The organism is Caulobacter sp. CCUG 60055 (genome assembly GCF_022750545.1).
GTDB lineage: Bacteria > Pseudomonadota > Alphaproteobacteria > Caulobacterales > Caulobacteraceae > PUIC01.
The window spans coordinates 1-21978 of record NZ_PUIC01000017.1; the positions used below are offsets into that span (position 1 = coordinate 1).

A 21978-nucleotide genomic window follows, 5' to 3' on the forward strand; every position below is an offset into this window, starting at 1 on the left:
ATTTTCCACGCCGATTCACAACGAACATGCTACAAGCGATGGTAGTGCCGGCCTAGCCGACCGCCCGGTCGCAGATCGAGCGCTCGCGAAAGTCTAGCGACAAGGCTGACGCAAAAATCGACTTAGTGCGCTTTTCAGAAAGTACACCAAGACGCGCACGATCCGCGCTCGTTGTGGCGGCGAGGTTGCCTCCCGCAAATTGGCTGAAGCTACTGCGCGAGCCGCTCACTGGCCAAAACTAGGGGCGATTTTCGCCCCTAGTTGGATTTGCCATGCGCTCTGGTCCGCCTCGCTGCTCCCGGGGCGCAGTGGAGCGTTTCGAAGTTGGGGCGCGAAGTGCTCGTTAACAGTGGGTGACGATCCCCCCTGCAGTGGCGAATTGGGCGGACGGCGGCCCGTTACAGGTCACGCCTGCCACTCCGTTATTATAATAGCCGACGCCGTTGATGTTGCCGTTGACGTTGAGCTTGTAGCCGGATGCGCCGAGGGTGGTGCCAATATCTAGCGCACCGTTGACCCAACGCCCTTGCTCGACCCCACCGACATTGAAGGTCATGATCGCGCTGGCCGTACTGCCTCCGATGCTGGTCTGGTTGGCGGTGACGCCCCAGCCGAGGCCATGCCCATCGGGCAAAACCACGTTGGCTGTCGGTGCGAGTTGGAGCGAGCCGGCTGCATCGGCATAGAGGTAAGCGACGCGGTTTGATGCGCTGGACCACCACTCGAAGCCATAGTTGGCAGGAGACTGGATCGCCGGACTAATTCCGCTGATGGCGGCGACAGAGCCTGGCAGGAAGGAAAGGCCAGCATTGAACGGCATGGGGTTGGCGGCAATGTATTCAGCGACATTGCAGTTGAATTGTCCGGCTGCCGCGAGACCCGCACCACAACCCAATTCAAGATCCACGGTGCCCGCCGGCGTCTGGTAGGGGTTCCAGGCGGACGCAGGGGGCGCTTTGATGTTTCGAGCTTCGTACTCGGCGACATAGGTGTTCGCCCCAGCCGAGGTGATGTTGTGTGCTTCAGCATAGATGGTCCAGATCGGGACCGAAGATGACACTGAGCTGTTATTGATCGAGAATAGATCGAGAGCGCGCGGTGTTGCGCCGGTCGGACTTGATGCGCTTTGCACAGCGAATAGCCCGCAAAGGAAGGGTGTTGCCGTCTTAGCGTACGTGCTGTTCGGATCTGACAGGCATTTGAGCGGCGGCACATAGATGGTGTCATCTCCACCGATTTGGCCGGCGAGATAGGCCGTGTTTAGCCAGTTGGTTGTGCTGCCAGCGACTACCTGCGCTTCAGCAGCAGAAAGGCCGAAGAGCCACGCAAAGGTGGCGACGATCAGATGCTTCATTGAGAAGGGCTCCGCTCGTAGATCCGTTTTGGGGGATAATCGAAATTGATCGACGTCCTGCGGGGCGCGATCTTTAGGTTACGGTGCTGGGGTGAACTCGCGGCCCGGCTCGTTTCGCGCAGTTGGGTTTCTCGGACGCTGGATTGCGCGGACGTGAGAGGGGCTAGATCATGAACGCCTGTTATCTAGTGGGCTTCAGATTCCGCGTGGCGGTTGGCGGTCTTCGGATCGCACGTCAGACCTTCAAGCTAGCCTTGACCCACTAGCTGTTCTCAAGCGGAAAGCTCGATACCCTCAGCTAAAGCTGCTCGCCGCATGGCTCGCAGAAAAAGCGGCTCACTCATCAAGCCATCATAGCTCGTCGGTTTTCCGCATCTCAAAAGAAGAGCGGCCGCGCTAACGACATAAATCGGAATGTTCTCTAATTGTTCTATTTTGGGGCCCGATTGTCAAGATGGGCGGGCGAGTCGAGAGGGGGACGAATCCGTCATGAGCTCTGGAGCGGGTCTGTGGACGCCTTTGCCAGCGCCCTCCGCCGCCAAGGCGCCTTAGGCGTCAGCTCGGCAACGACGTGGGTTGACCGCGCGCACTCATAGCCCTGCCGAGAAGCCTGAATATTACGCCATGCCGTTATGTCCGCGGCTGGGCGGTCGGCCACTGTCTGGGTATCGACTTCGACGCTCCCGAACTTGGAGTCGCAACAGCCCGACGCTAATTCAAGGAGCCTCCACCCGGCAGTTTTCTTCTTCTGAACCGAAAAGCTCCCGCAGGCGGTCAGCCTGATCCCGGCCTGTCGCGACCGGAAGCGCCGTCGCGCCATGGTCTCGCACCCGGCGAGCCTATGGCGTCCACCGGTGAACCGGATCTGGTTGGCGTGGTCGAGTGAAATGTAGGGCATGAAGATCGGATGGCCGCTCACGAAATGTCGCCCGACGGAGTCGTATCGGCTTGGTCGGCCACACCCGGCCCGACCCATTGATCACCTACCACGAACGACGCTTCGACCTTAGCCACATTCACCCAGACGACCGTGTCGGGCTCGACATCCCAACCTGCGCCGACAGGTGTCAACTCCCAGGTCAGTTGTAGGGTGGTCATGGCGTCGGCCCTGCCGTCCTAGGCGTCCGGCCCGGCTGGGATTGGGTCTGCGGGTACTTCGGCATGCTGGCCAAGGGCGGGGACAGGACGCGATCGCCACCGACTAGGATGACGAGCTGGCTAGGGTGCGCGGAAGTCTCGGCGCAGCGGACGATCGTGCTCTTGTCGCTCAGCAACATAATCCGGCGCTGCCGCGGAGATCAAGGGACTCACGTTTCATGACCTGCGCGGGACGTTTGTGACGCGCAGACTTAGTCAGGGCTGGACCACCCAGGAGGTGGCCATGTGCACCGGCCATTCCCTTCGTGATTTGGCGTCGCTCGACACCTATGCCGATCGCGGAATCATCGCTGATGCGGCGGCACTCCGGCTCGCACGTCCCAAAGCCTGAACAAGCAGGCAACCGCGTTTGCAAACCAAGCTGCAAACCGCGTCGACAGCGATTTCCTAACCCATTGAACTTATTGGAGGCCTGGCCGAGAATCGAACTCGGGTACGCGGATTTGCAGTCCGCTGCGTAACCACTCCGCCACCAGGCCGCCGGTGGGCTTCGGCGCAAATCGCCGTCGCCAAGGAGGCGCGATGGCTAACAGAACCCCGCGCCGCCCGCAATGTCTGACAGGCGCCGATTGCGCAGTCGTTAAAGGCGGACCTATAAGCGGCATCTCTTTCGCAGGCAGCTTCGGGGCGCAGAGCCCCGCCGAGGGGTACATGACGGTCGATTACGGCGCGGCGCGGCTGAACATGGTCGAGAGCCAGGTGCGGACCAACGACGTCACCGACGTCGCCATTCACGACGCCATGCGGGCCGTGGCGCGCGAGGCGTTCTGCCCGGCGGACAAGGCGTTCCAGGCCTATGCCGACGTCGACGTCGAGTATGCGCCGGGCCGCTGGCTGCTGAAGCCGCGCGACGTCGGCAAGCTGCTGCAGGCGCTGAAGCCGCGCGCCGGCGAGAAGGCCCTGGCGGTCGCCGCGCCCTATGCGGCGGCCGTGCTGGAGCATATCGGCCTGGACGTGACGCGGGTCGACGCCGACCTGGCGGGGGCGGCCGGCCAATACGACCTGATCATCGTCGAGGGGGCGGTGTCCGCCGTCCCGGCCGCATGGCTGCAGGCGCTGGCGCCGGAAGGCCGGCTGGGCGCGATCGAGCGCAACGGGCCGGTGGGCCGCGCGCGCATCCACCTGCGCGGGGCCGACGACGTCGGCGTGGTCGACGCCTTCGACGCCACCCCCCCGGTCCTGGCCGGGTTCGAGGCTCCCGCCGGCTTCGCCTTCTGAGCGGGCGAGGCCCAAGCAAAAAGGGCGGCCGCGCGGGGATAGGCGAGGGGGACGACGCCTTCCACGACCGGCTTTGGACGGTTTCCCGAGCAACGGCCGGCTTGGCGCGCGTGAAAAAAGCTTAACTCGCTCCGGCTGGCGACTGACGCTACAGGCGCGGTATGGGATGAAACGCGCTGGCCTTTCGGTAAGCGTTCACGGTTGTTGGGGATAGACCTTTATGCGCAAGAGTCGCCGGGCCGGGCTGCTGGCCTCCGTTTGCAGCGCCGGCGCCTTGGCCGCGTTCCTCGTCGCCTCCGCGCCCGCCTCCGCGGAGACGCTCGCCGACGCCATCGCCCTGGCCTATCAGACCAATCCGACGCTGCAGGCCCAGCGCGCCCAGCTGCGGGCGACCGACGAGAACTATGTCCAGGCCCGGGCCGGGCTGCGGCCGACCGCGAAGGTCACCGCCGACTACAACTACCAGAACTCCGAAAGCCTGGTTCAGAACGACCCGGTCACCGGCAAGCAGGTCGTGGGCCCCGAGGCGCGCAGCACCGACGCCACGCTGTCGATCACCCAGACCCTCTATTCGGGCGGGGCGCTGGGCGCGGGGATCCGCGCCGCCGAGGCCGATGTGCTCTCGGGCCGCGAACAGCTGCGCCAGGTCGAGAGCACCGTCCTGCAGAACGTGGTGTCGGCCTATGTCAGCGTGCGTCGCGACCAGCAGGCCCTGGGCATCTCGCAGGAGAACGTCAACGTCCTGAAACGGCAGCTCGAAGAGTCGAAGGCCCGCTTCGAGGTGGGTGAAATCACCCGCACCGACGTGGCCCAGTCCGAGGCCCGGCTGGCCGCCGCCCAGGCGTCGCTGTCCTCGGCCCAGGCCCAGCTGGCCATCAGCCGCTCGACCTACGCCGCCGTGGTCGGCCAGAACCCCGGCGACCTGGCCGCCGAGCCCGATCTCGGCCATGTCCTGCCGGCGACGGTCGAGCAGGCGTTCGAGACTGCGGAGAAGCGCAATCCGTCGATCCTGTCGGCCGACTACGCCGAGCAGGCCGCCGCCGCCCGCGTGGCCGCCGCCAAGGCCCAGACGCGTCCGACCGTCAGCGTGCGCGGCGGCTTCGGCTACGCCGGCGCCGATTCCTTCGGCCGGTCGGAATGGGCCGACCAGCGCAACATCACCGGCGTGGTCACCGCCTCGGTGCCGCTGTTCACCGGCGGCCTCTATTCGTCGCAGATCCGCCAGGCGGCCGAGCGCGACAACGCCGCCCGCATCGGCCTCGAGGGCGCCAAGCGCCAGACGGTGCAGCAGGTCTCCCAGGCCTGGAACCAGCTGCTGGCGGCCCGCGCCAACCTGATCTCCAACGAGCAGCAGGTTAAGGCGACCGAGATCGCCTACGAAGGCACGCGCCAGGAGAACCAGGTCGGCCTGCGCACCACGCTCGACGTGCTGAACGCCGAGCAGGAGCTGCGCAACGCCCAGCTGGCCCTGGTCAACGCCCGCCACGACGCCTATGTCGCCGCCGCGGCGGTGCTGAGCGCCATGGGCTCGCTGGAGGCGCGCTACCTGGCCGCCGACGCGCCGCTCTACGATCCGGCCAAGTCGTTCAACAAGGTGCGGCGATCGGGCGCGGTGCCGTGGGAAGGCGCCGTCCAGGCGCTGGATTCCGTCGGCGCGCCGGCGATCCGCGCCCGGCCGACCGGCGTCGACCAGCCGATCCCGACGGCGAAGGCGCCGCAATAGCCAAATAGCGACAAGGGCTTCGCAAATCTCCGACTTGCGAAGCCCGCGGAAAATTGCAGGATCGCCGAAAGCGCCTAGACTTGGGCGTTCGCGATCCAGCGATTCTGTCACGGCGGGAAAAATGGCGGACCAATCTTCGCAAGAACCCACGATGGAGGAGATTCTCGCCTCCATCCGGCGGATCATTTCTGAAGACGAACCGGCGGCCGGGCCCGCCCACGCCGAGGCGCCGGCCCATCCGGCCCCCGTGGTCGAGGCCGAGCCCGCGCCCTTTTCCGAGACCGTGACCGAGGAAGAAGACATCCTCGACCTCACCGAACGCGTCGACGAGCCGCATGCGGCCGTCGAAAGCCACGGCGATCTGGACGTCTACACCGCCGAGGCCGCGCATGAGCCGCCGCCGGCTCCCGCGCCGGCGCCCGTGCACGAGCCGGCCCCCGTCCTGGCCGCCGCGCCGCCGCTGGCCGCCTCCGTCGCCGAACATGTCGAGGGCCTGGTCGGCCGCGACGCCGCCTCGGCCTCGGCCTCGCACTTCGGCATGCTGCACCAGCATATCGCCATGCCGCCCGCCGGCCTCACGCTCGACGAGGTGGTGCGCGACCTGTTGCGCCCGCTGCTCAAGGAATGGCTCGACACCCACCTGCCCGACATCGTCCAGGCGACCGTCCAGCAGGAAGTCGAGCGGATCGCCCGCCGCAACGTACGCTAGGCGACCATGACGCGCGGTCCGGCGACCGGACCGCGCGACGCCGCTTCGCTTTCTCGTCCACACCTTGTAATAGGCACGGCGGCGCCACTCCGATGCGCCGCCGAAATTCGTCATGCTTGAAAAGACCTTCGATCCCAAAACCGTCGAACCGCGCCTCTATGCGCAATGGGAAGCCTCCGGCGCCTTCGCGCCGACGGACGACCCGAACGCCGAGCCGTTCTCCATCGTCATCCCGCCGCCGAACGTCACTGGCAGCCTGCACATCGGCCATGCGCTGAACAACACGCTGCAGGACGTGCTGATCCGCTTCGAGCGGATGCGCGGCAAGGCCGCCCTGTGGCTGCCCGGCACCGATCACGCCGGCATCGCCACCCAGATGGTGGTCGAGCGCCAGCTCGCCGCCGAGGGCAATGTCGGCCGCCGCGATCTCGGCCGCGACGAGTTCGTCGCCAAGGTCTGGGAATGGAAGGCCAAGTCCGGGGGGACCATCGTCAACCAGCTGCGCCGCCTGGGCGCGTCCTGCGACTGGAGCCGCGAGCGCTTCACCCTGGACGACGGGCTGTCGGCCGCCGTCCGCAAGGTGTTCGTCCAGCTCTATCGCGAGCAGCTGATCTATCGCGACAAGCGGCTGGTCAACTGGGACCCGTTCTTCCAGACCGCCATCTCCGACCTCGAGGTCGAGCAGAAGGAGGTCGATGGCCACTACTGGCATCTGGCCTATCCGCTGGAGGACGGCTCGGGCGAGATCGTCGTCGCCACCACCCGGCCGGAGACCATGCTGGGCGACGCGGCCGTGGCCGTGCACCCGGACGACGAGCGTTACAGGGGTCTGGTCGGAAAGAACGTGCGCCTGCCGATCGTCGGACGGCTGATCCCGATCGTCGCCGACGACTACGCCGACCCGGAAAAGGGCTCGGGCGCGGTCAAGATCACCCCGGCTCACGATTTCAACGACTTCCAGGTCGGCAAGCGCCACAAGCTGCCGCAGATCAACATCCTCGATCCGTTCGCCCGCGTGAACGAGAACGCCCCTGAGGCCTATCGCGGCCTTGACCGTTTCGTCGCCCGCAAGAAGGTCGTCGAGGCGTTCGAGGCGCTCGGCCTGCTGCGCGGGATCGAAAAGACCCGCCATATGGTGCCGCACGGCGACCGCTCCGGCGTGGTCATCGAGCCCTATCTGACCGACCAGTGGTACGTCGACGCCCACACCCTGGCCCAGCCGGCCATCAAGGCGGTGGAAGAGGGCGACACCGTCTTCGAGCCCCGCAACTGGGAGAAGACCTACTTCGAGTGGCTGCGCAACATCGAGCCGTGGTGCATCTCGCGCCAGCTCTGGTGGGGCCACCGCATCCCGGCCTGGTACGGGCCGGACGGCCATATCTTCGTCGCCGAGAGCGAGGGCGAGGTGAAGGCGGCCGCCCGCGAACGCTATGGCCGCGACGAGCCCCTGGCGCAGGACGAGGACGTCCTCGACACCTGGTTCTCGTCTGGCCTGTGGCCGTTCTCGACCCTGGGCTGGCCGGAAGAGACCTCCGACCTGAAGCGGTTCTATCCGACCCACACCCTGGTCACCGGCTTCGACATCATCTTCTTCTGGGTCGCCCGGATGATGATGATGGGCCTGCACTTTCAGGATCGCGTCCCCTTCAAGCGCGTCTTCATCAACGCCCTGATCCGCGACGAGAAGGGGCAGAAGATGTCGAAGTCGAAGGGGAACGTCATGGACCCCCTCGAACTGGTCGACGCCTATGGCTGCGACGCCCTGCGCTTCACCCTGACGGCGATGTCGGGCCAGGCGCGCGACATCAAGCTGTCGCGCCAGCGCATCGAGGGCTACCGCAACTTCGGCACCAAGCTGTGGAACGCCGCCCGGTTCTGCCAGATGAACGAGTGCCTTCGCGTCGAGGGCTTCGACCCCGGCGCGGTCGGTCAGACCCTCAACCGCTGGATTCGCGGCGAGACGGTGAAGACCGCGCACGAGGTGACGCGGGCGCTGGAGGCCTGCGCCTTCGACGACGCGGCCAACGCGCTCTACCGCTTCATCTGGAACGTGTTCTGCGACTGGCACCTGGAGCTGGCCAAACCGATCCTCAACGGCGACGACGAGGCGGCCAAGGCCGAGACCCGCGCCACGACGGCCTGGGTGCTCGACGTCATCCTCAAGCTGCTGCACCCGGTGACGCCGTTCATCACCGAGGAGCTGTGGGACAAGCTGGCCGAATTCGGCGGTCCGCCGCGCGCGGCCGGCGAGGCCCAGCTGATCACGGCGCGCTGGCCGGACCTGCCCCTGGCGTGGATCGACGTCGACGCCGAGAGCGAGATCGGCCTGATCGTCGGCGCGGTGGGCGAGGGGCGCTCGGTGCGCTCGGAGCTGAACGTGCCGCCCTCGGCCCGCCCGCACCTGATCGTCGTCGACGCCTCGGCGGAACAGCAGGCCATCTTCCAGGCCAATGCGGCGGTGATCGCCTCGACCCTCCGCGTCGGCGGGGTGCGGTTCGAGGCCGCCGCGCCGCACGGGGCCATCGCCTTCGTCGTCGACGGGGCGACCTTGGCGCTGCCGGTGGCCGAGTTCATCGACCTGTCGGCGGAGAAGGCCCGCCTGGCCAAGGAGGTCGGGGTCCTGGCCGCCGACGTCGAACGCACGGCCAAGAAGCTCGGCAACCCCGACTTCGTGGCGCGCGCCAAGGAAGAGGTGGTCGAGGAAACCCGCGAGCGCCTGGCCGAGGCCGAGGCGGCCAAGGCCAAGCTGGAAGCGGCGCTCAGACGCCTGGTTGCGGCCGACTGACCGCCGCCCGCCGGACCGGGGCCGCGGCGATCGCCGTCCGCAGCGCGCTGCGGACGCCGACGGCGGTCCGGTGCAGGGCCCAATAGGGCCCCCGGCCGACCTTCGAGCCCCGGGCCCGCAGCGAGATCGACAGAGAGCGCCGGTCGATCCGCCGCTTGGCCGGGTCGGCGTAGAAGCGGGCGATCTTGGTTCGCGCCATGCCCTCGCTGCCCAGCCATTGCGGGATGTGCGTCCGGGCCAGGACGTCGATGTCGTTGAGGATGCGCAGCATGCCGGTGCCGGACGCCGGGCAGGGCGCGTGGAAGGCGTCGCCGATCAGCACCACCCCGTCCCGCGCCGGCTGGTCGACCCGATAGAGGTCGGTGCCGCGGGCCTCGCAGCGGCGGACGACGCGCGCGCCGGCCAGGATTTCGGCGGCGTCAGGCGAAACCTCGGCCAGCGCCTCCAGGGGCGAGCGGCTCATCCGCCGGGTCCATGGATCGTCGAGGGGGCGGTAGCTGAAGACGTTGACCCGCGTCTCGCCGGGCATGGGGAAGATGCTGACATAGCCGATCCCGGCGCCGGGCAGGCCCTGGACCACCACCGAAGGCGAGCTGTCCAGCGCCACGCTGAAGCCGAGGCAGACCGAGTGGCCGGGGCTGATCGCCCGGCGGCGCAGGCCCAGTTCGTCCAGCAGCCGGGGCGCGCGTCCGGTGGCCACCACCACCAGGCGGCCGGCGAACCGTTCCCCGGTCGCGGTCGTCACCACCTGCATGTCGTCCGAAGTGGCGATGCTGTCGACGGCGGCCTCCACGAACCGGACATTGGCCGGCCAGGCGTCCCGCACCGAGGTCAGCCAGGCGTGGTGCGGCGCGCCGCAGTCGGTCAGCGAGGGGCGCGCATCGGCCGGATAGGCGTGGGGATGGCCCTCCGGGGGCCAGCAGACGTCGGCGAAACAGGACAGGGCGTCGTAGCGGCGCAGCAGGACGATCTGTTCGTCGCCCAGCTTTTCGTTGCGGAACATCGGCGGCGGCCGCCGGTGCGGGTCGAAGACCGTCACGCCGTAACCGGCGCGCGACAGCACGAACGCCAGCAGCGACCCGGCCATGCCGGCGCCGACAATCAAAATCTGGTCCAACGCGTACGGAACAAAGCTGGCGACTTCGAAATCGAAATCCTCCATGCGTTCTCTCGCGATGTTGTGCGGCGCCCTGCGTCGCCTGCGGGCCGCGTCTAGCGAGCGCCGCCGGTCGTCAGGGAACCGGACGCCGGGAAGAGCCCCGGCAGGCTAAGGGTTAGCAGGGTCTTAAGCGATCGCCCTCGAATTTCTCTCTCAGCGGGAAAAAGGCTTTGAGAGGCCATAAGGTTCCCGTGTCGGGCGAACATGCGTCGCCCAAACGCTCGTTTGCATCCGGCTTCAGGTTATGCTTGTTCACTTGGGACGAAAGCATGCGCCAAGACATGCCTCGCACATTTCGGAGAACGCCCCATGACTGACGCCGCGATGGCGAAGCCCGTTTGGCCCGCCATGTCCATCGCCCAGGCCCATGCGCTTCTGACCGCGCCCGGCCAGCCGTTCGAGATGGAGGAGGTGGTCATCCGCGGCGTGCCGACGCGAACATGGAAGAACGCGCCGCCGACCCTGCGCCAGGTCTTTCAGGCGGGGCTCGCCCACGGCGAGCGCACCTTCCTGGTCTATGAGGGCGACCGCGCCACCTTCACCACCTTCGGGCGCGCCGTCGTGGCCCTGGCCAAGGAATTCCTGGCCCAGGGCGTGCGCAAGGGCGACCGCGTCGCCATCATCATGCGAAACCTGCCGGAATGGCCCGTGGCGTTCTTCGCCGCCGCCGGCGTCGGCGCCATCGTCACGCCGCTGAACGCCTGGTGGACCGGGCCGGAGCTTGAGTACGGCCTGACCGATTCCGGCGCCAAGATCGCCGTCATGGACGCCGAGCGTCTGGACCGCCTCGCCGAGCACCTGCCCAATTGCCCGGACCTGCAACGGGTCTATGTCGCCCGCGCCACCGAAGAGATCACCCACCCCTGGATCACCCGCCTGGAGGACGTCCTGGGTCAGGTCAACGACTGGGGCGCGCTGCCGGAGGGGGCGCTGCCGGATGCCGATCTGACGCCCGAGGACGACGCCACGATCTTCTACACCTCCGGCACCACCGGAAAGCCGAAGGGGGCGCTGGGCACCCACCGCAACATCGTCTCCAACATCATGGCCTCGGCCATCTCCGGCGCGCGCACCTTCCTGCGCAAGGGCGAGATGCCGCCGACGCCCGATCCGGCCGGCCCGCAGCGATCGACCCTGCTGTCGGTGCCGTTCTTCCACGCCACCGGCTGCTTCGCGGTGCTGTCGCCGTCGCTGTTCGCCGGGGCCAAGCTGGTGCTGATGCGCAAGTGGGAGCCCGAACTGGCCATGCAGCTCATCGAGCGCGAAAGGGTCAGCGGCGCCGGCGGCGTGCCGACCATCGCCTGGCAGCTGATCGAGCATCCCAACCGCCACAAGTACGATCTGTCGTCGCTGGAGAGCGTCTCCTACGGCGGCGCGCCCTCGGCGCCGGAACTGGTGCGCAAGATCGTCGAGACCTTCCCCAAGTCGCTGCCCGGCAACGGCTGGGGCATGACCGAGACCTCGGCCACCTTCACCCACCACCAGGGCGAGGACTACGAGAACCGGCCTGACAGCTGCGGCCCGGCCGTGCCGGTCTGCGATATGAAGATCGTCGATCCCGACGGCAAGATGCTCGGCCCCAACGAGGTCGGCGAACTGTGGGGCAAGGGTCCGAACGTGGTGAAGGGCTACTGGAACAAGCCCGAGGCCACCGCCCAGACCTTCGTCGACGGCTGGGTCAAGACCGGCGATCTGGCGCGGATCGACGAGGAAGGCTTCTGCTTCATCATCGACCGGGCCAAGGACATGCTGATCCGCGGCGGCGAGAACATCTACTGCATCGAGGTCGAGAACGTCCTCTACGACCACCCGGCGGTGATGGACGCCGCCCTGGTCGGCATCCCGCACAAGACCCTGGGCGAAGAGCCGGGGGCGGTGGTCCACCTCAAGCCCGGCGCGACCGCCACCGAGGCGGAGCTGCGCGCCTTCGTCGCCGACCGCCTGGCGGCGTTCAAGGTGCCGGTCAAGGTGACCTTCTGGGCCGAGACCCTGCCGCGCAACGCCAACGGCAAGATCCTCAAGACCGAGCTGAAAAAGGTGTTCGCCGAGGCCTGACGGCCCGTCCCAGTCTCGTCCGGGCCGATCGCCGGGCGAGACCCGAGAAGCCGTGCCGCCTCAGGCGGCCCACAGCGGCGGGCGGCGCCCGGCCCACGGTCGGGCGCGTTCCAGTTCGTAGGCCAGCTGGAACAGGGTGCGCTCCTGGCCGGCGCGGGCGGCGAACTGCACGCCCACCGGCAGGCCGTCCGGGGTCCAGTGCAGGGGGACGCTCATGGCCGGAGCGCCAGCGACGTTGTGCAAGGTGGTGTAGCCGACATAGCCGGTGAGCCGCTCGATCAGCGTCGGCATGTCTACGGTCGGGGCGACATAGCCCAGCTCGACCGGCGGTTTGCCGAGCACGGGCGAGACGATGACGTCGTAGGCGTCGAACCATCGGTCGTAGGCCGCGCTGTCCGCCTTGAGGTTGGCCACCGCCTTGTCGAGCCCGCCCGGCGGCAGTTGGCGCACCAGGTCGGCCATGGCCAGGGTGAAGGGCTCCAGCATGGTCTCGTCGGGGCGGCGGCCGATGTGCTTGGCCACGCCGTCGACCAGCGCCGCCGCGCCCGACGCCCACAGAGTGGTGAAGTCCTGGCCGAACCGTACGCCGTCCACCGGCCAGCGGGCGGGGTCGACATGGTGGCCCAGGGCCTCCAGCAGCTTGGCCGCCTCTTCCGTCGCGACCCGCACCTCGGGATCGGGCGGGCCGCCGGTCAGGGTGACGACGATCAGCCCGACCTTCAACCGGCGCTTGTCTGGGCCGGTCACGAGACCGACCGGGGCCAGGGGCGCGCCCGCCTGGGTCTGCTCGGTGGCCGCGAACAGGGTCGCCGAGTCCCGCACGCTGCGGGTGACGCAGTGCTCGACCGCGATGTCCAGGGCCCGCGAGCTGGGCCGGCCGGGGATCATGCGGCCGCGCGAGGGCTTGAGGCCGAACAGGCCGCAATTGGCCGACGGGATGCGGATGGAGCCGCCGCCGTCGTTGGCGTGGGCGAAGGGCACGACGCCGGCCGCCACGGCGGCGGCCGAGCCGCCCGACGAGCCGCCGCTGGAACGGGCCAGGTTCCAGGGATTATGGGTCGGGCCGAAGGCGACCGGCTCGGTGGTCGGCAGGAACCCATATTCCGGCGTCGCCGACTTGCCGATGAAGATCAGGCCGGCCTTCTCGAACGCGTCGATATAGGGCTCCTGGCTTTCGGCGGCCGGGTTCTTGAGGTTGACCCGCGAGCCGTAGCGGGTGGGGACGCCTTTGACGTCGTTGAGATCTTTGACCAGGAACGGCACGCCGGCGAACGGGCCGGTCTGGCCGCCGGCCTTGGCCCGGGCCCGGGCGCGCTCGAACATCGGCGTGACCAGGAAATTCAGCTTGGGCTGCAACGCCTCGGCCCGGCCGATGGCCAGATCGACGGCCTCCAGCGCGCTGATCTGCCGTTTACGGATCATCTGGGCGAGGCCGACCGCGTCGGGATGGGCGGCCTTGGCCTGGACGGATCTCGCCATGACGGCGGCCGGGGCCGCGCCGGCCGCCAGCACGGGAGCAGAGGCCAGCAGGCCCCGGCGGGTGATCGAATTCATCTGGTCGCCTCCCACGGAACGTCGTCAGCGCGTTCCTTATCGTTGGCAACTTGGCGGGCGGCGTGCGCGGGCGCAAGTCGTGCTATGGCGTGGGCCATGCGAAAGCGCGCCGATGTTCTCCTGGTCGAACGGGGGCTGTTCGACAGCCGGGCCAAGGCCCGCGCCGCCATCGAGGCGGGGCGGGTGACGGCGGCCGGGCGGCCGGTGGCGCGGGCCGCCGAATCGCTCGACGAGGACGCCGACATCCAGGCCGAGCCGGCCCATCCCTGGGTCGGGCGCGGGGGGCTGAAGCTCGACCACGCCCTGGGCCTGTGGCCGGTCGACGTGGCGGGGCGGACGGCGCTGGACGTCGGCGCCTCCACCGGCGGCTTCACCCAGGTCTGCCTGGCTCGGGGGGCGGCGCACGTCTACGCCGTCGACGTCGGGCGCGGCCAGCTGCATCCCAGCCTCGCCGCCGATCCGCGGGTCAGCGACCTGTCGGGCGTCGACGCCCGCCGCCTGGACCGCGCGCTCGTCCCCCAAGCCCCTGGGCTGGTCGTCTGCGACGCCAGCTTCATCGGCCTGGCCAAGGTGCTGCCGGCCGCCCTGGCCCTGGCGGCGCCGGACGCCGACCTGATCGCGCTGGTCAAGCCGCAGTTCGAGGCGGGGCCCGAGCATGTGGGCCGGGGCGGACTGGTGCGCGACACCGCGGTGCGGGCCGCGGTGCTGGCCCGGGTCGAGGCCGAGTTGAACGACCTGGGCTGGACGGTCCGGGCGACCGCGGAGAGCCCGGTGGCCGGGGGCGACGGCAACCTCGAATACCTGGCCTGGGCGCGCCGGACGGCCGGCTGACGCGCCCAGGCCGCGCCCGCATTGCGCATTTGTAAGCAGACGCCCCGATCTCCGCGCCTCAAGGTCCGGCGGAAACGGACTTCGGGGCCGGCCCCGCGGTCGGCGAGGGAAGGGGGACGGCATGACGCGCCTGCAGGGTTTCGTCGCGACGTGGCCGGTGATGGCCTTGCTGGTGCTTGCGCAGCCTTTGCAGGCGGTCGGCCAGCCCCGCGCAAGCCTGGATCTGGAGACGGCGACGGTCGCCGATCTCGACCGGGCCATGGACGCCGGGGCGCTGACGTCCGAGCAGCTGGTGAGGCTGTCGCTGGCGCGGATCGCGGCCTATGAGCCCAAGCTCGACGCGATCATCACGCTGAACCCGCATGCGCTCGCCGAGGCGCGGGCGCTCGACGCCGAGCGGCGGAAGAAGGGGCCGCGCTCTCCGCTGCACGGCGTTCCCGTGCTGTTGAAGGACAACATCAACACCCGCGATCTTCCGACCACGCTCGGCTTCTACGGGTTGAAGGGCGCGGTTCCCCGTTCGGACGCGAGCGTGGTCGCAAGGCTGCGCGACGCGGGCGCGATCATCCTCGCCAAGACCAATTTGAGCGAGCTGGCCTCGGGCCCGACGATGAGCTCGCTGGGGGGCCAGACGCACAATCCGCACGCGCTGGACTACAGTCCGGCGGGCTCGTCCAGCGGAGCGGCGGCGGGCGTCGCCGCCGGCTACGCGCCCATCGCCATCGCCACCGACACCACCGGATCGGTGCGCTGGCCCGCCGCCACCAACGGCGTCGTCGGTCTGCGGCCGACGACCGGGGTCATCAACAATGCGGGCGTCCAGCCCAGCGCGCCGACGCTGGACGCCGTCGGCCCCATCACGCGGCGGGTGGCGGACGCGGCGCTGATGCTGAGCCTTCTGGAGGGGATCGACCGCCGGTCGCCGGCGGCGCGCGACGCCGACGGCCGTTATCCGGCCGATTTCATGCAGGGCCTGAACGCCGACGCCCTGCGAGGCGTGCGGATCGGCTTTCCACGGCGCGACTTCTCGGGCGACGATCCCGAGGTGGATGCGGTGATGAACGCCGCCGTCGAGGCTTTGAAGGCCGGCGGCGCGACCGTGGTCGAGGTCGAACTGCCCGCCGGCCTGGTTCGGCTTGGCGGCGAGCTGCAGTCGATCCTGGTGTGCACCGAATCCGCGCCCAGCCTCGACGCCTATCTGGCCGCGTCGTTCCCGCCGGGCGCGCCCCGGAGCCACGCGGAGATCCTGGCGATGAGCGAGGCGCTGGCCTCGTCCCCGCCGACGGGCGCCACGCCGAACCCCGGCCGCCTGGGCGGGTATCGCGAGGAAGCCGCCGCGACGCCGCCGACCGACGCCTATTACCTCGCCGCGCGGGACCAGGGCCGCCAGTACGTGAAAGCCATGATGCAGGCCGTCCTGGTTCGGAACCGGTTGGACGCCATCGTCTATCCGACGCAGACGACGCGCATCAACAAGCTGGGCGAACGCCCGAAACGGAACGCACGCGGCCTGTTCGGCAACTTCGGCCAGATCCTGGCGAGCCTCGCCGGCTGGCCCGAACTGACCGTTCCCGGCGGCTTCACGCCCGACGGCTTGCCGGTCGGCGTGTCGTTCGTGGGGCCCGAGTTCAGCGAACAGAAGCTGCTCGGCCTCGGCTTCGCGTTCGAACAGAGGACCCAGGCCTTGCGTCAGCCGGTCACGACGCCGCCCCTCGCCGGCGACCGCTTCGCCTATTGAAGGCCGGCGCGCGGCCTTCCAGCGGCGTCTGGCTAAGAGGTTTGGCCAAAAAGAAAGCCGCCCTGCGAAGGGCGGCTTTCCGATCGACGCTCGGGGCGTCAGCCTTGGCTTACTGGACCACTTGGTAGCGGCCGGTCGAGTCGGGGCAGACCCGCACGAAGCGCTTCTGGGTGGTTCCGTCCGGCATGTAGATCGGGCTCTCGACCAGCTGGCAGCCGTCGCCGACCGGGCGGCGGGCCACGGGCTGGCTGACATAGTTGCGGTCGTAGTCGTAGCCGTAGCGGTCGCCGTCATAGCTGCTCGGATAGGGCGGCGGGGGCGGCGGCGGGGCCGGCTGGTAGTAGGTTTGGCGCGGCGGCGGGGGGGCGGCGCCATAGGAGGGGTCGCAGGCGGCGGTGCTCTTGCCGATCTGCGAGCCGACAACGGCGCCCAGCAGGCCGCCGAGCACGGCGCCCTCGGTGCGGACGTGACGGCCGGCGACGTTGCTGCCGATCGCCGCGCCCAGCGCAGCGCCAGCCAGGCCGCCGCCGGTGGCGCGGGTGTTGGTCGAGCGTTGGCAGGGGTTGTAGTAGTAGCCGTTGGAGTCGTAGCTCGACGGCGGGTCGTAGCTCTGGGCCGAGGCGGACGACGGGATCGCCGCCAGGGTGGTCAGCACCATCGCCGCCAGGCCCGCGCCGAAGGCGGCCTTGCCGATCATGGTTTGCGCGGTCATCTCAAATCATCCTTCCAAAGAGACTCTGTACGTGGGCGGGATCAGCGGCGGTCGCTAGGACGCCAGACCCCGTCTGGGCCGCGGCAAACCTCGAAGCCGCGATTCTTCTCCTCGACCCAGCGACAACCATCGCGAGGGCGATAATAAGACGGCGGCGTCGCGCACTTGACGTTGTGCTTGCCGACCTGGTGGCCGATCACCGCGCCGGCCGCGCCGCCGATCAGAGCGCCGCCCAGCTTGTTGCCGTGGCCGGCGATCAGGCCGCCGGCGAGGGCGCCGGCGCCGGCGCCCAGCAAGGTGCCCTTGTTCGCCGAGCTGCGCCGGGCGTCAGAGCAGGGATCGCTGGTGCCGTAGTTCGAATCGCGAGCGGCGGCGAAGGTCGGGATCAACGCGACCGGTGCGGCCAGGGCCGCGACGCTGGCGATAATCAAGAGCTTCCGCATATGGACTTCTCCATCGGCCGCAGTTAGCGAGCAGGGAGCTGTGCGCCCGTCTCGCCCATGGGGTGGAAGATGACGCCGCCTACCTGAACGATGCTTGAGCGGACCGTTCATCTTCGTTCATTCGATAAAACGTCGCCGCGACGGCGCGGCCGGACCGCGGCGCGGTCGTCAATGCGCCCACCCTGGTTTCTAATGGCCGGGCCGACAGGAAGTTCCCCGTGACCAAGTCCTCTGCAGCCCTCGTCGAAGACCTCGTCGTCGACAGCCTCGGTTCCCAGGCGGACGGCGTCGCGCCCGGGCCGGTCTATGTTCCCCTGACCCTGCCGGGCGAGCGCGTGCGGGTCGAGCGGCATGGCGAGCGGGCCGACCTGCTGGAGGTGCTGTCGCCGAGCGCGGACCGCATCGCGCCGGCCTGCCCGCACTATGGCGAATGCGGCGGCTGCGCCCTGCAGCATTGGGCGCAGGCGCCTTATCTGGCCTGGAAGGCCGAGCAGGTCCGGCTGGCTCTTGGGCGCGAGCGGATCGAAACCGAAATCGCCGCCGCCGTGGCCGTCCAGCCCGGAACGCGCCGGCGGCTGGCGTTGCACGCCCGGCCGGGCAAGGGCGGCGCCAAGCTGGGCTTCAAGGCCCGGCGGTCCTGGCGGCTGGTCGACATCGCCGCCTGCTCCGTCGCCGACCCCCGGCTGGTCGCCGCGCTGCCGGCGCTGGAGCGGCTGGCCGCGCCGTTCCTGGAGCATCCCAAGTCGGCGCCGACCCTGCACGTCACCCTGACGGCGACCGGGCTCGACGTCGACGTCACCGGAGTGGAACGCCGCAGCGGCGGGCTTTCCGCCGACGCCCGCGTGCGGGCGGCCGCGGCGGCGCAGGCGGCGGACATGGCCCGGGTCAGCCTGGCCGGCGAGATTGTCTACCAGGCCCGCCTGCCGATGGTGCGGCTGGGGCCCGCCGCCGTCGCCCTGCCGCCCGGGGCGTTCCTGCAGGCCACGCCCCAGGCCGAGGCGGCGATGGCGGCACTGGCCGTCGAGGCCGTGCGCGGAGCCGGCCGCATCGCCGACCTCTATTGCGGCGTCGGCACCTTCACCTTCCGCCTCGCCGAGGTCGCCCCGGTCTACGCCGCCGATTCGGCCGCGCCGGCGGTGCGGGCCCTGACCGCGGCCCTGGCCACCGCGCCGGGCCTCAAGAGCATCACCGCCGAGGCGCGCGACCTCGTTCGCCGCCCGGTCCTGGCGAGCGAACTGAAGAAGATCGACGCCGTGGTCTTCGATCCGCCGCGGGCGGGGGCGCTGGAACAGGCCGGCGAGATCGGCCGCTCCACCGCCCAGCGCGTGGTCGGCGTCTCGTGCAATCCCGCCACCTTCGCCCGCGACGCCCGCATCTTGACGGACGCCGGCTTCAGGCTGGACCGTGTCGCCCCGGTGGACCAGTTCCTGTGGTCGCCCCATATCGAACTGGTCGGAGTGTTCAGCCGATAGACAGGACGCAGGCATGAGCGGCAAGGATCGACGGGCCGGGCGCAAGGCGGCGTTTCGCGGCGACGTGGCGGCGCAGGCGGCCGGAGCCCTGGCCAAGGCCTTGTGGTGGAGCGGGGCGGGCGCGGCGGCCAAGGCGATCACCCGCCCGACCCGCGGCGAACAGGTCGGGCGGTTCCAGCCCAAGGCCCCGCCGACCTCGCGCGAGCGTTTGCGCCGGGCCTATCTCGAAGCGTTCGCCAAGGACGCCCGCGACGTCGCCGCCGGGCTCTATCCGCCGTCCGACGACCGGCCCGGCGACGTCGGCGAGCTGCTGCGCCAGGCCGGCGACTTCCTCAACGACGCCCGCGAGGTCGACGCCCGCCGCCGGCGCGGCGACGTGGTCGAGGTCCGCGACCAGGCTCCGTCCGACGCCTATCCCGTCTATTACCGTCAGAACTTCCATTTCCAGTCGGGCGGCTGGTTCACCGAGGCCAGCGCCCGCCGCTACGAGGCCCAGGTCGAGGCGCTGTTCTCCGGCGCGGCCGGGGCCATGCGCCGCCGCGCCCTGTCGCTGCTGGCCCAGGCCTGGCGCGGCCGCGATCATCGCGGCCTGACGGTGGTCGACCTGGCCTGCGGCGCCGGCGGTTTCCTGCGCGACCTGAGGTCGGCCTTCCCCCGCGCCCAGGCGTTCGGCCTCGACCTGTCGGCGGCCTACGCCTCAAGGGCCGGACGCGAGGCCGGGGCGGCGACCGTCCAGGCCAATATCGAGCGCCTGCCGTTCGCCGACGACAGCCTGGACGCGGCGACCTGCGTCTATCTGTTCCACGAGCTGCCGCCCCGGCTACGCGAGCCCGTGGCCGCCGAGATCGCCCGCGTGCTGCGGCCGGGCGGCGTCCTGGCCTTCGCCGATTCGGTGCAGCCGGCGGACGAGCCAGAACTGGCCCGCATGCTCGAGGCCTTCCCGGCCTTCTTCCACGAGCCCTACTACGGCTCCTACGCCGAGACCGACCTGCCGGCCTTGTTCGGGCGCGCGGGGCTGACGCTCAAGGGGCAGGACAAGGCCTTCCTGACCAAGGCGTTGCTCCTGGAGAAGCCGCTGCCTTCGCCATCGTCCCGGACGGTCTGAAAGCCCGAGCCGGAACCCCGGCGGCGACCGGCGTCCAGCTTGGGCCCCGGACAGGCGCTGCGCCCGTCCGGGATGAAGACGATGGCCTCAGGCGGCTTCCTTGAAGTCGCCCAGCTGCGCGGCGAGGGCGCGTTGGAAGGCCGGACGGGCGATGCAGCGTTCGAGATAGGCCGCCAGGCGGGGCTCGTCGATCAGGCCGGGGGCGATGCGCAGGACCGAGGCCATCATCAGGTCGCCGGCCGTGAAACGGTCGCCGTCGAGATAGGGCTTGTCGCCCAGCGCCTTGGCCAGCGAGGCCAGCCGCTGGCGAGCGAACGCCTCGGCGCTGGGGCGGCGCAGCTTGGCCCACTCCTGGTCGGCGTAGAAGACCTCGATCACCGCCACGTTCATGATGTGCGGCTCGATGGAGTTGAGCGCGGCGATCAGCCATTGGGTGGCGCGGGCGCGGGCGGCGGAGTCCTTGGGCAGCAGCGCCTCGCTGCGCTCGCCTATGTGCAGGACGATGGCCCCGCTCTCGAACAGCGCCAGGCCGTCGTCCTCGATGACCGGCACCTGGCCGAACGGCTGCAGGGCGCGGTATTCGGGCGTGTCCTGGTCGCCCGCCTTGAGCAGGCGGCGGTTGTAGGGGAGGCCGGCTTCCTCGAGCGCCCAGCGGACCCTCAGGTCGCGCACCTGGCCCTGGGCGAAAGGCGGGACCCACTGAAAGGCGGAGACGGTGATCATGCGGTTTCTCCCTCACGCTGACCGCGACGCTCCCGTCGCGTACGCCTAGGACGAACGGCCGTCGGTCGATCCGACAGCCGGCCGCGATTTTTTCGCCCGCCGGGCCTATCCGAACAGCGACAACTGGTCGCCGGCCTTGGGCGGCGGCCTGAACTTGGAGACGTCGAGGGCGGGAAACGGACGGTCGAGGCCGTAGCGGCGAAGCGCGGCCTTGAAACGGGTGCGGATCAGGTCTGCGACCGGGCCTTCGCCCCGCATGCGCTTGGTCCATTCGGGGTCGTAGTCCTTGCCGCCGCGCATCTGGCGCACCAGCGACATCACCCGGCGGGCGCGGGCCGGCTGTTCGGCCTCCAGCCATTCGCGGAACAGGTCCTTGATCTCCAGCGGCAGGCGCAGGACCACATAGCGGGCGCAGACGGCGCCGGCCTCGGCCGCGCGCTCCAGCACCGCTTCCAGCTCATGGTCGTTGAGGCCCGGAATGACCGGCGAGAAGCCGACCATGGTCGGCACCCCGGCCTGGGTCAGCGCCCTGACCGCCTCGAAACGGCGTCCGGGCGTCGAGGCCCGCGGCTCCATCGAGCGGGCCAGCGACCGGTCGAGGGTGGTGATCGACACCGACACCGCCGCCAGGCCTTCGGCGGCCATCTCGCCCAGGATGTCGGCGTCGCGCGCCACCAGGGCGTTCTTGGTGGTGATGCCCACGGGATGGTGGAAGCGCTGCAGCACCTTCAGCACCTCGCGGGTGATCTGCAGCCGGCGCTCGATCGGCTGATAGGGGTCGGTGTTGGTGCCCATGGCGATGAAGCGCGGCTGGTAGCCGGGCTTGGACAGCTCCTTTTCCAGCAGGCGGGCGGCCTCGGGCTTGAAGAACAGCCGGCTTTCGAAATCGATCCCGGGCGACAGGCCGAGATAGGCGTGGGTCGGCCGGGCGAAGCAGTAGACGCAGCCGTGCTCGCAGCCCCGGTAGCTGTTGATCGAGCGGTCGAAACCGATGTCGGGGCTGTCGTTGCGGGTGATGATGGTTCGCGCCGCCTCGGCGGTGAGGGTGGTGCGCAGCTTGGGGGCCGGGGCGTCGTCGCTGGTCCAGCCGTCGTCGAACGTCTCCCGCGTGAAGGCCTCGAAGCGCCCGGAAGCGTTCGACAGGGCGCCGCGCCCACGGATGCCGGAAACAGGGGAGGCCATGCGCCAAACTTAATGCGATTATAGAACAAATCAAGAACATAACTTGACGGCGCGGCG

General features: G+C 69.5%; 17 protein-coding genes and 1 tRNA gene. 9 read left to right on the forward strand and 9 right to left on the reverse strand.

Features of this window, described 5'->3' with window-relative positions:
- Positions 1–343: 343 nt before the first annotated feature.
- The 3 genes from C5708_RS18535 to C5708_RS18545 all read right to left on the reverse strand — a co-directional run bounded on the left by C5708_RS18535 (position 344) and on the right by C5708_RS18545 (position 2991).
- On the reverse strand, positions 344–1354 hold the full coding sequence (locus tag C5708_RS18535) for a hypothetical protein (RefSeq protein WP_242923418.1): 1011 nt from the start codon (positions 1352–1354) through the stop codon (positions 344–346).
- A 915-nt stretch (positions 1355–2269) separates the two neighbouring features.
- The gene (locus C5708_RS18540; protein ID WP_242923420.1) at positions 2270–2452 is read right to left on the reverse strand and encodes a hypothetical protein; all 183 of its coding nucleotides are present in this window, start codon (positions 2450–2452) and stop codon (positions 2270–2272) included.
- Positions 2453–2917: 465 nt separating this feature from the next.
- Positions 2918–2991 (reverse strand) — tRNA-Cys (locus C5708_RS18545).
- A gap of 172 nt (positions 2992–3163) precedes the next feature.
- On the opposite strand from C5708_RS18545, the gene C5708_RS18550 reads away from it, so the two are divergent.
- From C5708_RS18550 to C5708_RS18565, 4 genes are all read left to right on the forward strand, one after another.
- Positions 3164–3730, forward strand: coding sequence for a protein-L-isoaspartate O-methyltransferase (locus tag C5708_RS18550; RefSeq protein WP_242923422.1), 567 nt, complete (start codon positions 3164–3166; stop codon positions 3728–3730).
- 220 nt (positions 3731–3950) lie between these two features.
- Positions 3951–5453, forward strand: coding sequence for a TolC family outer membrane protein (locus tag C5708_RS18555; protein ID WP_242923424.1), 1503 nt, complete (start codon positions 3951–3953; stop codon positions 5451–5453).
- Positions 5454–5604: 151 nt separating this feature from the next.
- Positions 5605–6162 carry a DUF2497 domain-containing protein gene (locus C5708_RS18560; protein ID WP_278254059.1) on the forward strand — a complete coding sequence of 186 codons (558 nt, stop codon included), beginning with the start codon at positions 5605–5607 and terminating at the stop codon, positions 6160–6162.
- Between the two features lie 112 nt (positions 6163–6274).
- Positions 6275–8947, forward strand: coding sequence for a valine--tRNA ligase (locus tag C5708_RS18565; protein WP_242923427.1), 2673 nt, complete (start codon positions 6275–6277; stop codon positions 8945–8947).
- Here the strand turns inward: C5708_RS18565 and C5708_RS18570 are convergent.
- Positions 8922–10109, reverse strand: a complete 1188-nt coding sequence (locus tag C5708_RS18570) for an FAD-dependent monooxygenase (protein ID WP_242923428.1) — start codon at positions 10107–10109, stop codon at positions 8922–8924. The two genes, C5708_RS18565 and C5708_RS18570, sit on opposite strands and share 26 nt — an antisense overlap.
- A 306-nt stretch (positions 10110–10415) precedes the next feature.
- Between C5708_RS18570 and C5708_RS18575 the strand changes: the two genes are divergently transcribed.
- On the forward strand, positions 10416–12161 hold the full coding sequence (locus C5708_RS18575) for a class I adenylate-forming enzyme family protein (protein WP_242923429.1): 1746 nt from the start codon (positions 10416–10418) through the stop codon (positions 12159–12161).
- Positions 12162–12221: 60 nt separating this feature from the next.
- Here C5708_RS18575 and C5708_RS18580 read toward each other — a convergent pair whose 3' ends face one another.
- Positions 12222–13715 (reverse strand): amidase, encoded by a 1494-nt coding sequence (locus C5708_RS18580; RefSeq protein ID WP_242923430.1) that lies wholly within the window; start codon positions 13713–13715, stop codon positions 12222–12224.
- A gap of 96 nt (positions 13716–13811) precedes the next feature.
- On the opposite strand from C5708_RS18580, the gene C5708_RS18585 reads away from it, so the two are divergent.
- Both C5708_RS18585 and C5708_RS18590 read left to right on the forward strand, forming a co-directional pair.
- Positions 13812–14546 (forward strand): TlyA family RNA methyltransferase, encoded by a 735-nt coding sequence (locus tag C5708_RS18585; protein WP_242923431.1) that lies wholly within the window; start codon positions 13812–13814, stop codon positions 14544–14546.
- Between the two features lie 121 nt (positions 14547–14667).
- Positions 14668–16284, forward strand: coding sequence for an amidase family protein (locus tag C5708_RS18590; RefSeq protein WP_242923432.1), 1617 nt, complete (start codon positions 14668–14670; stop codon positions 16282–16284).
- A gap of 109 nt (positions 16285–16393) precedes the next feature.
- Here C5708_RS18590 and C5708_RS18595 read toward each other — a convergent pair whose 3' ends face one another.
- Positions 16394–16996 (reverse strand): glycine zipper 2TM domain-containing protein, encoded by a 603-nt coding sequence (locus C5708_RS18595; protein WP_242923433.1) that lies wholly within the window; start codon positions 16994–16996, stop codon positions 16394–16396.
- A 41-nt stretch (positions 16997–17037) separates the two neighbouring features.
- Positions 17038–17439, reverse strand: coding sequence for a glycine zipper 2TM domain-containing protein (locus C5708_RS18600; protein WP_242923434.1), 402 nt, complete (start codon positions 17437–17439; stop codon positions 17038–17040).
- A gap of 218 nt (positions 17440–17657) precedes the next feature.
- On the opposite strand from C5708_RS18600, the gene C5708_RS18605 reads away from it, so the two are divergent.
- Together C5708_RS18605 and C5708_RS18610 are read left to right on the forward strand one after the other, a co-directional pair.
- Positions 17658–18911 (forward strand): class I SAM-dependent RNA methyltransferase, encoded by a 1254-nt coding sequence (locus C5708_RS18605; protein WP_242923435.1) that lies wholly within the window; start codon positions 17658–17660, stop codon positions 18909–18911.
- A gap of 13 nt (positions 18912–18924) precedes the next feature.
- Complete coding sequence (locus C5708_RS18610; RefSeq protein ID WP_242923437.1) at positions 18925–20016, forward strand: class I SAM-dependent methyltransferase; 1092 nt, start codon at positions 18925–18927, stop codon at positions 20014–20016.
- 87 nt (positions 20017–20103) lie between these two features.
- Here the strand turns inward: C5708_RS18610 and C5708_RS18615 are convergent, their stop codons facing one another.
- On the reverse strand, positions 20104–20739 hold the full coding sequence (locus C5708_RS18615; protein WP_242923439.1) for a glutathione S-transferase family protein: 636 nt from the start codon (positions 20737–20739) through the stop codon (positions 20104–20106).
- Positions 20740–20844: 105 nt separating this feature from the next.
- Complete coding sequence (locus C5708_RS18620; protein ID WP_242923441.1) at positions 20845–21921, reverse strand: PA0069 family radical SAM protein; 1077 nt, start codon at positions 21919–21921, stop codon at positions 20845–20847.
- Positions 21922–21978: the final 57 nt, after the last annotated feature.